At 73.4% G+C, this 13796-nt stretch carries 11 protein-coding genes and 1 riboswitch; of the genes, 5 read left to right on the top strand and 6 right to left on the bottom strand.

From position 1 onward, the window contains the following. Positions 1–1365: PTS transporter subunit EIIC (locus MUU72_RS33925; protein ID WP_248017307.1), on the top strand; the 1365-nt coding region annotated here is incomplete at its 5' end. Between the two features lie 663 nt (positions 1366–2028). Here MUU72_RS33925 and MUU72_RS33930 read toward each other — a convergent pair. The 5 genes from MUU72_RS33930 to thrC all read right to left on the bottom strand — a co-directional run bounded on the left by MUU72_RS33930 (position 2029) and on the right by thrC (position 7820). After that, entirely contained in the window at positions 2029–2847 is an 819-nt protein-coding gene (locus tag MUU72_RS33930) for a DUF998 domain-containing protein (RefSeq protein ID WP_248017308.1), read from the bottom strand. 620 nt (positions 2848–3467) lie between these two features. After that, complete coding sequence (groL, locus tag MUU72_RS33935) at positions 3468–5093, bottom strand: chaperonin GroEL (protein ID WP_248017309.1); 1626 nt, start codon at positions 5091–5093, stop codon at positions 3468–3470. 396 nt (positions 5094–5489) lie between these two features. Then, the gene (locus tag MUU72_RS33940; protein ID WP_004986573.1) at positions 5490–5693 is read right to left on the bottom strand and encodes a cold-shock protein; all 204 of its coding nucleotides are present in this window, start codon (positions 5691–5693) and stop codon (positions 5490–5492) included. 481 nt (positions 5694–6174) lie between these two features. After that, positions 6175–6453 (bottom strand): MoaD/ThiS family protein, encoded by a 279-nt coding sequence (locus tag MUU72_RS33945; protein WP_248017310.1) that lies wholly within the window; start codon positions 6451–6453, stop codon positions 6175–6177. Between the two features lie 50 nt (positions 6454–6503). Next, positions 6504–7820 carry a threonine synthase gene (gene thrC / locus MUU72_RS33950; protein ID WP_372503295.1) on the bottom strand — a complete coding sequence of 439 codons (1317 nt, stop codon included), beginning with the start codon at positions 7818–7820 and terminating at the stop codon, positions 6504–6506. Positions 7821–7837: 17 nt separating this feature from the next. Beyond that, a riboswitch (SAM riboswitch) is annotated at positions 7838–7994 on the bottom strand. Positions 7995–8169: 175 nt separating this feature from the next. Here thrC and MUU72_RS33955 point away from each other — a divergent pair. From MUU72_RS33955 to MUU72_RS33970, 4 genes are all read left to right on the top strand, one after another. After that, on the top strand, positions 8170–9132 hold the full coding sequence (locus MUU72_RS33955; RefSeq protein ID WP_248017312.1) for a glucosyl-3-phosphoglycerate synthase: 963 nt from the start codon (positions 8170–8172) through the stop codon (positions 9130–9132). Between the two features lie 56 nt (positions 9133–9188). Then, entirely contained in the window at positions 9189–10739 is a 1551-nt protein-coding gene (locus MUU72_RS33960) for an alpha,alpha-trehalose-phosphate synthase (UDP-forming) (protein ID WP_248017313.1), read from the top strand. 97 nt (positions 10740–10836) lie between these two features. After that, positions 10837–11937, top strand: a complete 1101-nt coding sequence (locus MUU72_RS33965) for a cytochrome c oxidase assembly protein (RefSeq protein ID WP_248017314.1) — start codon at positions 10837–10839, stop codon at positions 11935–11937. Between the two features lie 107 nt (positions 11938–12044). Further along, on the top strand, positions 12045–12746 hold the full coding sequence (locus MUU72_RS33970) for a hypothetical protein (protein ID WP_248017315.1): 702 nt from the start codon (positions 12045–12047) through the stop codon (positions 12744–12746). Here MUU72_RS33970 and otsB read toward each other — a convergent pair. Next, positions 12736–13698, bottom strand: a complete 963-nt coding sequence (gene otsB / locus MUU72_RS33975; protein WP_248017316.1) for a trehalose-phosphatase — start codon at positions 13696–13698, stop codon at positions 12736–12738. The genes MUU72_RS33970 and otsB overlap by 11 nt on opposite strands. Between the last annotated feature and the right edge of the window lie 98 nt (positions 13699–13796).

Raw genomic sequence — 13796 nt, forward strand, 5'->3', positions numbered from 1 at the left:
CCCGCCTCCCCCGCCGCCTCGCCCCCCACCGCCGCCGGCCTCGCCACCCAGGGCGCCGCCCTCAGGGCCCGCCAGAAGGCCCGCAACGCCACCCCCGTCAAGCTCTTCCTCCGCCGCCTCGCCAACATCTTCGTCCCGCTCATCCCCGCCCTGATCGGCTGTGGCATCATCGCCGGCCTCAACGGCCTGCTGACCAACGCCGGTTGGCTCCCGACCCTCGTCCCGGCCCTGACCGCCATCGCCTCCGGCTTCATGTCCCTGATCGCGGTCTTCGTCGGCTACCACACCGCCAAGGAGTTCGGGGGCACCCCGGTGCTCGGCGGTGCGGTCGCGGCGGTCATCGTGTTCCCCGGCATCGCCCACGTCACCGCCTTCGACCAGAAGCTCGTCCCCGGCCAGGGCGGCGTCCTCGGCGCCCTGGCCGCCGCCCTCCTCGCCGCCCAGCTGGAGAAGCAGCTCCGCAAGCGCGTCCCCGAGGCCCTCGACGTCCTGCTCACCCCCACGCTCACCGTCCTCCTCACCGGCCTGGTCACCGTCTTCGGCCTGATGTACGTGGCCGGTGAGGTCTCCACGGCCATCGGCACGGCCGCGACCTGGCTGCTCGCCCACGGCGGCGCCCTCGCCGGATTCCTGCTCGGCGGCCTGTTCCTCCCCTTCGTCATGCTGGGGCTGCACCAGGCCCTCATCCCCCTCCACACCACCCTGATCGAGCAGCAGGGCTACACGACCCTCCTGCCGATCCTCGCCATGGCCGGCGCGGGCCAGGTGGGCGCCGCCCTCGCCGTCTACGTCCGCCTCCCCCGCAACCCCTCGGTGCGGACGACGATCCGCTCCGCCCTCCCCGCCGGCTTCCTCGGCGTCGGCGAGCCGCTGATCTACGGCGTCTCGCTCCCTCTGGGCCGGCCTTTCATCACGGCCTGCCTCGGCGGCGCGTTCGGCGGCGGCTTCGTCGGCCTGGCAAACCAACTCGGCGACGCCGTCGGCTCCACCGCCATCGGCCCCTCCGGCTGGGCCCTCTTCCCTCTGGTCAAGGGCAACCACGCCCTCGGCACCACGATCGCCGTCTACGCCCTCGGCCTCCTCATCGGCTATGCCGTCGGCTTCCTCGCCACCTACTTCTTCGGCCTCAGCCGCCAGCAGCGCACGGACCTCAACGCGACTGCCGACGTCACCCCCGCCGCCCCTGAAGCCGCCGACGCTCCCGTTGCAGCGGAGACCGCCGGCGCCCCCGGAGCCGTCATCAAGGCCGACGCCGCGCCCGGCGGCACCGCCCCGTCCGGCCCCTTCGGAGCACCCGGGGCCACCAGCGCGCCGGGGGCCGCCACCACGCCCGGAACCACCAGCGCGCCCGGGACCGCCGGATAGCTGCCGGGGACTGCCGGATTGCCCGGCCCCCGGGCCCCGGAGTCCCCGGAGGCCCCGGAGCCCCCGGAGCCGCCGGACGGCTGCCCGGGCGAAGCCGGAAGCCGGCAGCAGCAGCGGTGGCGCGCCCCCGAAAGCCACAGAACAGCCAGCGGGGCAGGAAGGAGCCTCGAAGTAGCCACAGACCCCGGAACAGGCAGGAGCCCCGGGCCCGATGACCCGGGGCTCGCGGCGCAGGGCGCGGCAGCCGCGGCTCGCGTTCCACGACCCGGGGGTCTGTGACTCGCAGCCTCGCAGCTCGGGGCTGGGCGCGCGGTTCCGTCCTCCTGGTCGGGGCTCGCGCCTCAGTGCCCCCGGCTCGCGCCTCAGGGCCCCGGACTCTCAGCGGCTCAGGGGCCCGCCCGGACTCCAAGTCCCGACTCGCGGCTCAGGCACACACCCTGCTCGGCCTCGCGGCCCCCGGCCCCGCGGCCAGGGCCTCGTGAGTCGGAGTTCGTGAGCAGGGGCCTGAGCAGGGCCTTACCAGCAGGGCCTTACCAGCAGGGCCTCGTCGGCAGAGGCTCACGGCTCGCTACGTATGTACCGGGTCGAAGGGCACGGCGCGAGGAAAGGGGTGGGTTGCTCCGGTGCACCGGGTCGAAGGCACGACGCGAGGGAAGGGGCGGGTCACTCCGGGCCGGGGGTGGGGGTGTCGCGGCCGGCGGGGGTGCTGCGCCATACGCGGCGGAGGCCGTCGACGTACTTCTCCCACTGGCCGTCCCAGCGGCCCGCCCAGCGGCGCCGGCGGCGGGCCGAGCGGGCCAGTTCCGTGGCCAGCAGGGCGAACCACACGCCCACCAGCGTCAGATGGGCCCGCTGCGGGACGCCGTGCCAGCCCGGGTGGCCGAGGAGCGGGCCGACGGTCAGGACGGCAGCGGGCAGCGCCAGGGCCAGTACCCGCGGGCCCCAGCGGCGGACCAGCGGCATCCGGGGCCCCTGCACGGCGGCCCGGCTGAGGGCGGCCATCGAGGCGAAGACGAAGAAGTGGGCGAACGCGCTGGTGGCGGTGTGCCAGGGGTGGACGGCCTCGCAGCCGCGCTCCACGGAGGGGGCGCAGCTCATCGGAAGGAGGACGTCGGCCAGGGAGGAGAGCCCCAGGCCGACCAGGGAGAGCCAGCCGGCGCGGGCCCAGCGGCCGTGGCCGCAGGGGGTGCTCCGGGCGAGCAGGGCGCCGGCGATCACCAGGACCGCGCAGCCGCTCTCCAGGCCGCCGAGGAGCGTGCGGTAGGGCTGGTCGGCGGCGTAGAACTCGCTGACGTAGGAGTGGCGGGGGTCGAGGCCGGTGGGCAGTACGGATTCCAGCAGCCACCAGTTGTAGAGGAGCGCGGCGGCGGCGAAGAGGAGCGCCGCGGCCGCCTCCCGGCCGGCGTAGCGGGTGGTGGGCTGGACCACGGGTTCGTAGGCGGTGCGGGCACCGGGCGTCGTGATGTGGGGGACGTTCGGCACGGGCGGGTCCTGTTCCGGTGGGGGGCGGGGGCCTAGTGCGAAGGGTCTCCCCGGTGGGGCCCGCTACGTTGGCGCGCCGCTCGGAGGCGCGCCGGGCCTTCACCCGGCAGGCCCAACCAATTCCCTGATCGCGCGATCCGGCCCCGTTGCGGTGTCGGTGTCGGGGTCGGGGTCGGGGAGCCGTCGGCGGGCGGAATGGCCGCCGACCGGGCAGGTCGGCGGACGGGACAGCCGCCGGACGGACAGGTCGCCGGACGGAACGGTCGCCGGCCAAGCGGTCACCGGCCGGGCGGTCGCCGGTCACGCCCACTCACGGGAACGCACCTTCGCCTCGTAACGCTCCTTCCCCCTCGCTCAGCGGTCACGCCCCCTCCAGGCCCCAGCCCCAACTCGCCCGCCCCGCCCCGCCCCGGGACCCCGAACGAGCAGCTCCCGTAAACCAAAACAGCACCCGTAAACCAACAGCCCTCACGAACGCACTGCCCCCGCCCGCCCCTCCGCTGTGAACGAACGCGCCCTCCGCACCCCCGGAAACGGACGGCCCCGAAAACGCCGCCGGGGCGGCCCCCCGAAGGGAGCCGCCCCGGCGAACGGGTTCGGACGGTGATCGACGGGGTCGATCAGAAGTCCATGTCACCGCCCGGCATGCCGCCCGGGGCGCCGGCCGCGGCGGCCTTCTCCGGCTTGTCGGCGATGACGGCCTCGGTGGTGAGGAAGAGCGCCGCGATGGAGGCGGCGTTCTGGAGCGCGGAGCGCGTCACCTTGGCCGGGTCGATGATGCCCTCGGCGATCATGTCGACGTACTCGCCGGTCGCGGCGTTCAGGCCGTGGCCCGGGGTGAGGTTGCGCACCTTCTCCACGATGACGCCGCCTTCGAGGCCGGCGTTCACGGAGATCTGCTTGAGCGGGGCCTCCAGGGCCAGCTTCACGGCGGCGGCACCGGTGGCCTCGTCGCCGTCCAGCTCCAGCTTCTCGAAGACCGAGGAAGCCTGGAGCAGGGCCACGCCACCACCGGCGACGATGCCCTCCTCGACGGCGGCCTTCGCGTTGCGGACGGCGTCCTCGATGCGGTGCTTGCGCTCCTTGAGCTCGACCTCGGTGGCGGCACCGGCCTTGATGACGGCCACGCCGCCGGCCAGCTTCGCCAGGCGCTCCTGGAGCTTCTCGCGGTCGTAGTCCGAGTCGCTGTTCTCGATCTCGGCGCGGATCTGGTTGACCCGGCCCTGGACCTGCTCGCTGTCGCCGGCACCGTCGACGATGGTGGTCTCGTCCTTGGTGATGACGACCTTGCGGGCGCGGCCGAGCAGGTCGAGACCGGCGTTCTCCAGCTTGAGGCCGACCTCCTCGGAGATGACGGTGCCACCGGTGAGGATGGCGATGTCGCCGAGCATGGCCTTGCGGCGGTCACCGAAGCCGGGGGCCTTGACCGCGACGGACTTGAAGGTGCCGCGGATCTTGTTGACGACCAGGGTGGACAGGGCCTCGCCCTCGACGTCCTCGGCGATGATCAGCAGCGGCTTGCCGGACTGCATGACCTTCTCCAGGAGCGGCAGCAGGTCCTTCACGTTGCCGATCTTGGAGTTGACGATGAGGATGTACGGGTCCTCGAGGGCGGCCTCCATGCGCTCCATGTCGGTCGCGAAGTACGCCGAGATGTAGCCCTTGTCGAAGCGCATACCCTCGGTGAGCTCCAGCTCCAGACCGAAGGTCTGGGACTCCTCGACGGTGATGACGCCTTCCTTGCCGACCTTGTCCATGGCCTCGGCGATCAGCTCGCCGATCTGCGGGTCGGCGGCGGAGATGGACGCGGTGGAGGCGATCTGCTCCTTGGTCTCGATCTCCTTGGCCTGGTCGAGCAGGGCGCCGGAGACGGCCTCGACGGCCTTCTCGATGCCGCGCTTGAGGGCCATCGGGTTGGCGCCGGCGGCGACGTTGCGCAGGCCCTCGCGGACCAGCGCCTGGGCCAGGACGGTCGCGGTCGTCGTGCCGTCACCGGCGACGTCGTCCGTCTTCTTGGCGACCTCCTTGACCAGCTCGGCGCCGATCTTCTCGTACGGGTCCTCCAGCTCGATCTCCTTGGCGATGGAGACACCATCGTTGGTGATCGTGGGGGCGCCCCACTTCTTCTCAAGGACGACGTTGCGGCCCTTGGGGCCGAGGGTGACCTTGACGGCGTCGGCGAGCTGGTTCATACCGCGCTCAAGGCCGCGCCGCGCCTCCTCGTCGAACGCGATGATCTTGGCCATGTGAAGTGGTCCCTCCGGACTGATGGGGGTACCCCCTGCCCCACACGAGTGGAGAGCTTGGGGGAGTGAACGCTCCGGACCGCGCTGGCGCCCGCGACGGACGGCCTGCATGCCGGGCGGTTCCTTGCCCCACCTGGCTGCGGGCCTCACCGACCCGGTCCACATTCAGCACTCTCACGGGGAGAGTGCTAACGCAATGATTAGCACTCGGCACCCGCGAGTGCAAGGTGCGACCGGCCCGCGGGCGCCGGGGCGCGGCCTGCGCCGGGTGCGGTACCGGGTGTCCGCGGGGGCGGGCCGGGTGTCCGGGGGCCGCGTCCGGGAACAGCACAGGGCCCGCAAACCCCGTGGTGGGGGTTGCGGGCCCTGTGCCGAACGATGCAGTCGGCCGCCGCCTCAGGCGGTGACCCGGACCATGTCCGCCTGTGGCCCCTTCTGGCCCTGCGAGATCTCGAACTCGACCCGCTGACCCTCTTCCAGGGTGCGGTACCCGTCCATCTGGATCGCGCTGTAGTGGACGAAAACATCCGCACCACCGTCGACCGCGATGAAGCCGTAGCCCTTCTCCGCGTTGAACCACTTGACGGTGCCCTGAGCCATGCCTAACTCCCCTATTACTGGCCCTTGCGCAGGACCGCACTCCGCGGACCCGGGTCAGACCTCACCCCCCGGGAATGGTCCGTGGGGTGTGCGCCGGAACGCGTCGACCGCCGCTGAATGTATCTGGACCACTGCCCAGCGCAACAGGTCAATCGGACGAGAATTCTGGCACCGAAGAAACGGCCGTATGCGCTCAAATGCCGTTTTCCACGGCCAAGTCGGGCCAGGAATAGGCCGCATAAACGACAAAACGCGCACACAAATTGCGCACAAGTCACCGCGATCTCATATGCGTTCGGCATGTACGCGGAGATAACCGGAGGGGGATCACCCCAATGGTATCCCCTTTCACAACACGGAATTGCCCCGTCCGTTTCGTACGGACGGGGCAATTTCCAGTCACTACCGGGGAAGAGTTGGCGCAAATCCGATCGGCTTGCGGCGATCGCTCCGCGCCGGGCGCCGCACCGGCGCCCCCGTTTCAGCAGCCGCCGGCCACCGCGGGAATGATCGAGACGCCCGCGCCGTCCGGCGTCGGGGTCGCAAGGCCCTGCTCGAAGCGCACGTCGTCGTCGTTGACGTAGACGTTCACGAAGCGGCGGAGCTTGCCGGTGTCGTCCAGCACGCGGGCCGCGATGCCCTGGTGGTTCTTCTCCAGGTCGGCGATCACGTCGGCCAGCGTCGCGCCCTCGGCGGTGACCTCGGCCGCGCCGCCGGTGTACGTGCGCAGGATGGTGGGGATGCGGACCTTCACGCTCATGGTGCTGCCTCCAGGGCTCGCGGATCGGGGAATTCGGGGGGCGGCGCGGCTCAGCCGGCCAGTCCGGCGGCGCGGAACGCGTCCAGGTCCGGCCGGATGGTGGCGGTGGGCCCGTCGGCGACGGCGTCCAGCGTCTTCAGGCCGTCGCCGGTGTTCAGCACGACGGTGGTCAGCGACGGGTCCAGGACGCCGTTCTCGATGAGCTTCCTGGTGACGCCGACGGTGACGCCGCCCGCGGTCTCCGCGAAGATCCCCTCGGTGCGGGCCAGCAGCTTGATGGCGTCGACGATCTGCGGGTCGGTGACGTCCTCGACGGCACCGCCGGTGCGGCGCGCGATGTCGAGCACGTACGGGCCGTCGGCGGGGTTGCCGATCGCCAGGGACTTGGCGATGGTGTTCGGCTTCTGCGGCCGGACGACGTCGTGCCCGGCCTTGAAGGCGGCCGAGACCGGCGAGCAGCCCTCGGCCTGGGCGCCGAAGATCTTGTACGGCTTGTCCTCGACGAGGCCGAGGGCGATCAGCTCCTTCAGCCCCTTGTCGATCTTGGTGAGCTGGGAGCCGGACGCGATCGGGATGACCAGCTGGTCCGGCAGCTGCCAGCCGAGCTGCTCGCAGATCTCGTAGGCCAGCGTCTTGGAGCCCTCGCCGTAGTAGGGGCGGAGGTTGACGTTGACGAAGCCCCAGCCCTCGCCCAGCGGGTCGCCGATGAGCTCGGAGCAGAAGCGGTTGACGTCGTCGTAGTTGCCCTCGATGGCGACCAGGTCGCCGCCGTAGACCGCGGCCATCACGACCTTGCCGGGCTCCAGGTCGTGCGGGATGAAGACGCAGGACCGGAAGCCGACGCGGCGCGCCGCGGCGCCGACCGCGCCGGCGAGGTTGCCGGTCGAGGAGCAGGACAGGGTGGTGAAGCCGAAGGCGCGGGCGGCCTCGACGGCGATCGCCACGACCCGGTCCTTGAAGGAGTGGGTGGGGTTGCCGGAGTCGTCCTTGACGTAGAGGGCGCCGGTGACGCCGAGCTCGGCGGCGAGCCGGTCGGCCTTGACGAGCTTGGTGCAGCCGGGGTTGAGGTTGGGCTTGTCGGCCACGTCGGCGGGGACGGGCAGCAGCGGCGCGTAGCGCCAGATGGTGGCGGGGCCGGCCTCGATGCGCTTCCTGAGCTCCTCGGGGTCCCCGGCGGGCAGCTCGTAGGCGACCTCCAAGGGGCCGAAACACTCCTGGCAGGCGAAGGACGGACCGAGCGGGACGCGCTGCCCGCACTCGCGGCAGGAGAGCGCGACGGCGGGGCCGAGGTCGACGGGGGTCCCGCCGGGGCGGAGGTCGTCGGAGTCCGCGGGGGTAGCGCTGGATTCGGTAGCTTGCACAGCCATGGAGGCGAGGCCCTTTCTCCTCATCTTCCTCACGGCGCATCTCGCCGTGAGACGGATTTGGCACCTTCCCTAGCCGGGAGCCTCGCGCGCGCACCGTGGTGTCTGCGGCGGAGACCGGCTGGAGGGTTGCCGGGGCTTCAACGGGCCGTATCCCTCTGCCCCTCTGGATGAGCGGTATGGCGCTGGGGCGGAACCCCAGGCATTTGTCGCGCGGTGACCCCGACATGCGCTGGTCCGCCGCGTTGTTCAAGACTGTAACCGAAGGCACTGACCGTTGAGATAGTCGTCCGATCCGCGAGATGGATCACAGAGCGGGCCCGGAGTGCGCCCACCGAGGAGAGTCGTAGACGTGCTGGAAGAAGTGGAGCGCTGGCTGGCCGCCCGCTCCTGGTCCGCCGCGGACCGCCCCCTGGAGCAGCTGCTGGAGGCCAAGCACCGGACGGGCCGGACGGTCAGCGTGGTGCTGCCCGCGCTCGACGAGGAGGCGACGGTCGGTGCGATCGTCGCGGCGATCCGGTCCGATCTGATGACCCCCGAGGTGCCGCTGGTCGACGAGCTGGTGGTGCTGGACTCGGGGTCCACCGACCGGACGGCCGAGGTCGCCGCGGCGGCCGGTGCGCGGGTCGTCCACCGGGACAGCGTGCTGCCGCGGATTCCGGCGCTGCCGGGCAAGGGCGAGGTGCTGTGGCGTTCGCTGCTGGTGACCTGCGGGGACATCGTCTGCTTCGTCGACGCCGATCTGCGGGAGTTCTCGTCGTCCTTCGTGTCGGGGATCGTCGGGCCGCTGCTGACCGATCCGGAGATCCAGTTCGTCAAGGCGATGTACGACCGGCCGCTGGAGACCGGGGCGGGCGGGGCGGCGGCGGGCCAGGGCGGGCGGGTGACCGAGCTGGTGGCCCGGCCGCTGCTGAACCTCCACTGGCCGCAGCTGGCGGGCTTCGTGCAGCCGCTGGGCGGGGAGTACGCGGCGCGCCGCTCGCTGCTGGAGCGGCTGCCGTTCCCGGTCGGTTACGGCGTGGAGCTGGGGCTGCTGGTGGACGCGCTGCACACGGTGGGGCTGGACGCGCTGGCGCAGGTGGACGTGGGGGTGCGCAGGCACCGGCACCAGGGCGGGCAGGCGCTCGGCCGGATGGCCGCGGCGATCTACCGCACCGCTCAACTGCGGCTGGCGCGCGGGCACTTGGTGCGGCCGCGGCTGACCCAGTTCGACCGCGGCGAGCACGGTTTCGTGCCGCGGACGACGGAGGTGGACACCGAGGAGCGGCCGCCGATGGCGGGGATACCGGAGTACGCGGAACGGCGGGCGGCCTGATGAAGGGGGGGCCATCCGCACGTTTGCCCGGATCCTTCCCGGGTTAGTGTCGCGACATGGTCTCCGAGACGGTCTCCGAGCGCAGTGCGGTCCCGCCGGGTGCCGAGGTCCTCGTGGCCTCCAACCGCGGGCCGGTGTCGTACACCCTGGGCGAGGGCGGTGAGCTGACCGCCAGGCGCGGCGGCGGGGGGCTGGTCTCCGGCCTCTCGGCGATCGGGCAGGCGCCCCGCGGCGGGCAGCCCCCCGAGGGGGCGCCGGGCGGCGGGCGGGCGGACGCGCTGTGGGTGTGCGCGGCGCTCGGGGAGGGCGACCGGGAGGCGGTGCGGCGGTCCGGCGGGCTGCTGGACACCGCGGACACCGGCGGCCAGCGGGTGCGGATGCTGGACATCCCGGCGGACGTGCACACCGCGGCGTACAACGGCATCGCCAACTCCGTGCTGTGGTTCGTCCACCACATGCTGTACCAGACGCCGCTGGAGCCGGTGTTCGACGCGGAGTTCCGGGAGCGGTGGGCGGCGTACGAGGCGTACAACGCGGCGTTCGCCGGTGCGCTGGCGGAGGCGGCGGCCCCGGGTGCGGCGGTGCTGGTGCAGGACTACCACCTGGCGCTGGTGCCGGGGCTGCTCCGGGAGCTGCGGCCGGATCTGCGGATCGCGCACTTCTCGCACACGCCGTGGGCGCCGCCGGAGTATTTCGCGATGCTGCCCGACGACGTGCGGCGGCAGCTGGTGCTGGGCATCCTCGGTGCCGACCGGGCGAACTTCCTGACCCGGCGGTGGGCGGCGGCGTTCACCGCGTGCTGTGCGGCGACGCTGGGAGCGGACTGCACGGTGGACCCGCCGCGGGAGGGGGCGCCCGGTGTGGTCGCGGTGGCGCCGGACGGTGCGGCGCGCCGGACCCGGATCGGGGTGCACGGGCTGGGCGCGGACGCGGACTTCCTGCGGGAGCGGTCGCGGCGGCCGGATGTCGAGGAGCGGATGGCGGTGCTGCGGGAGCAGATCGGCGGCACCGGCCGGAAGGTGATCGTCCGGGTGGACCGGACGGAGCTGTCGAAGAACATCGTGCGCGGGCTGCTGGCCTACCGGCGGCTGCTGGCGGACCGCCCCGAGTGGCGGGAGCGGGTGGTGCACCTGGCGTTCGCCTACCCCTCGCGGCAGGACCTGGCCGTCTACCGCGACTACACCGCCGAGGTCTCCAAGGTCGCCGAGGAGATCAACGCGGAGTTCGGGACGCCGGACTGGCAGCCGGTGGAGCTGCACGTCAAGGACGACTTCGCGCGGTCGCTGGCGGCGTACCGGCTGGCGGACGTGGCGCTGGTCAACCCGATCCGGGACGGGATGAACCTCGTCGCCAAGGAGGTGCCGGTGGTCTCCGACGCGGGGTGCGCGCTGGTGCTGTCCCGGGAGGCGGGGGCGTGGGAGGAGCTGGGCGAGGACGCGGTGGGGGTCAATCCCTACGACGTGGGGCAGACCGCGGAGGCGCTGCACACCGCGCTGTCCATGCCGGACGGGGAGCGGGCCGCGCGCAGTGCCCGGCTGGCCGCGGCGGCGACGGCGCTGCCGCCCGCGCGGTGGTTCCTGGATCAGTTGCGGGCGCTGGGCGAGTGAGGCCGGGGCGGCGCGGGCGGGCCGGTGCGGGGGCCGGCGGTCCCGGGGGGCCGCCCCGCCGGTAGATCGTTCCGGGGCGGGTCTAGCGTGGTGGTCCGTGACCGCTTCCCTGCTCGCCGCCGGCCCGGCGGCATCCGCCACCACCGTCGCGGCCGGCCTGCCGGAGCCGACCGCCGGACATCTGATCGGCACCTGGCGCGCCGATCCGTACGCGCTCGCGGTGATCGTGCTCCTGGGCGGCCTGTACGCCTGGGGCGTGGTCCGGCTGGTGCGGCGCGGGGAGCGCTGGCCGGTGGCCCGGTCGGTGGCGTTCGCCGGGCTGGGCCTGGGGGCGGTCGCGGTGGCGACGATGTCGGGGCTGGCGGTCTACGACCACGAGCTGTTCTGGCCGGCCGCGGTGCAGAACATCGTGCTGGACCTGATCGCGCCGCTGGGGCTGGCGCTCGGCGATCCGCTGGCGCTGGCGCTGCGGGCGCTGCCGCCGGAGCGGCCCGCGGCCCGCCGGCTGCGCGCCGCGGTCTCCGGCCGCCTCGTCCGCTTCCTGACGTTCCCTCTGGTCAGCACGGTCCTGGTGCTCTCGTCGGAACTGGCGATCTACTTCACGCCGTACTTCCCGACGGCGCTGCGGCACGGGCCGCTGCACGAGCTGATGTATCTCCAGCTGCTGGTCACCGGCAGCCTGTTCGTGCTGCCGATGCTGACCCGGGAGGAGCTGCTGCCGTCGTGGTGCAGCCATCCGGTGCGGGCGCTGCTGGTCCTGCTGGACGGGCTGGTGGACGCCGTGCCCGGGATCGTGGTGATGACCAGCGGGACGCTGATCGCGGGCGGCTGGTACGCGTCCCGGCACCGGCCGTGGGATCCGAGTCCGCAGCAGGACCAGATGATCGGCGGGGGGCTGATGCTGACCCTCGCGGAGCTGGTCGGACTGCCGTTCCTGATCGCGGTGTTCGCGGAGTGGGTGCGGGACGAGCGGCGGAAGACGGCGGCGCTGGACGCCCGCCTGGACCGCGAACTGGCGGTGGCGGCACCGGGGGCCGGGGCGGTGGCGGCGTCCGCGGCGGAGCCCGCGGCGGCCGGGGCGGGGGCCGGTGCGGAGGCCGCGGGGCCGGAACCGGCCGCCGCCCGGCCGGACCTGACGCGGCCCTGGTGGGAGACCGACCAGGGGCAGGTCGGCGAACGCTTCCGGCGGGGGCGCTGAGACCGGCGCACCGGGCGCGGGGCGGGGGCGCACGGACCTCGTAAGGGTGGCCCCGCGTACGTGTGTTGCCGTGCCTGGGGCGGGGCCGGGCGGGGTAGTCCTTGTCCATGGCACTCACCGCACGGTCACACTCCGCACGGTGGGCCGCGGTTGCGGCCGTCACCGTCCTGGCGACGGCGGTCGCCGGGTGTTCGTCCGGGCGGGGCGGTGGCGACCCCAAGGGCGGCACCGCGCCGTCCGGGCCGTCGTCCGCCTCCGCGTCCGCACCCGCACCGTCAGGGTCGTCCGGTCCGATACCCGTCGGCCCCGGCCCGCAGTCGGCGTACACGGTCCAGAAGCAGCCCGCCGCCGGCACCTGCCACGTCCGCCACACCGCGGACGGGCAGCCGCTGCCCGACCCCGCGTGCACCCCGGGGGCGACCAACCCCAAGGTCACCCCGCAGACCCTGAAGACCACGATCTGCCGGAGCGGCTACACCAAGGACATCCGGCCGCCGGTGTCCGTCACCGGCCGGGAGAAGACCGCCAACGCCCGGTCCTACGGCTACACCGGTTCCCTGCACGACGCCGAGTACGACCACCTCATCAGCCTCCAGCTGGGCGGCGATCCCAACGACCCGCGCAACCTCTGGGTCGAGCCGCCGTCCCCGGGGCACAAGCCGGGCGCCGGGCCCAACAACCCCAAGGACGGCGTGGAGAACAAGCTCAAGGCCGCGATCTGCTCCGGCAAGGCCGAACTGGCCAAGGCGCAGCAGGCCATCGCGCACGACTGGACGACGGCGCTGTCCTCGCTGGGCCTCAAGGAGTAGCCGGTCCGGCGTCCTGCGCGCCGCCCTCCTCCGGGGTCCGCGGCGGGTGCGCGATCCGGTCGGCGAGGGCACGCAGCAGGTCCACCACGCCCCGGGGGCCGTCGACGACCAGGTCGGCGCGCTCGGCGAGTTCGGTGACCTCGCTGCTGCCGCTGCACACCAGGACGCCGCCGGCCCCGTCGGAGCGCAGCTTCTCCACGGCGGCGAAGGCGGCCAGGTCGCCGAGGTCGTCGCCGGCGTAGAGGACGGCCGCGGCGCCGGTCTCCTCGACCCATTCGGCGAGCGCGACGCCCTTGTCCATGCCGGGCGGGCGCAGTTCCAGCACCAGCCGGCCCGGTTCGACGATCAGGCCGTGGCGTTCGGCGAGCGCGGTGAGCGGTCCCCGCAGCTGCTCGAAGGCGCGCTGGGGGTCGGCGGCGCGGCGGGTGTGCACGGCGATGGCGCGGCCGCCCTTGCGTTCGATGGCGGTCTCGACCCAGGTGCCGTGCCAGACGCCGGAGCGGTCCAGGACGCCAGGGAGTTCGGCCTGTATGGCGGCGATGCCGGGGTGCGGGGCGGGGGCGTGCAGGGCGCCGGTGGCGGCGTCCCACCGCTCGGCGCCGTAGTGGCCGAGGACGACGAGGTGGTCCAGGCCGGGGAGTTTGTCGAAGCCGCCGAGGCGGACCGCGACGGCGGCCGGGCGGCCGGTGATCACCGCGACCGCGCGCAGGTGCGGTGCGAGGCGGGCGAGGGCCTCGGGCGCGCCGGGGTGGGCGCGGGCCGTGGCCGGGTCGGGGACGATGTCGGCGAGCGTGCCGTCGAAGTCGAGGGCGACGACGGCCCGTTCGGGGTGGGCCAGCAGGGCGGCGAGGCCCTCGCGGCCGGCGGCGGTGTCCGGGAGCGGGACGGCGGGCGGCGCCGGTGCGGGGTCCGGTGCCGGTTCGTTCTCTGGCGCGGCGTTCGGGGTGCCCATGCGACGACCCTACCGGTGGGACACGGGCGCACGCCGGGTGTACGGGCGCACCGGGTCGGCGCGCCGCGGGGCGGCGGGGGTGCGGGGCGGCGGGGGTG

It is taken from the genome of Streptomyces rhizoryzae (assembly GCF_023155275.1).
GTDB lineage: Bacteria > Actinomycetota > Actinomycetes > Streptomycetales > Streptomycetaceae > Streptomyces > Streptomyces rhizoryzae.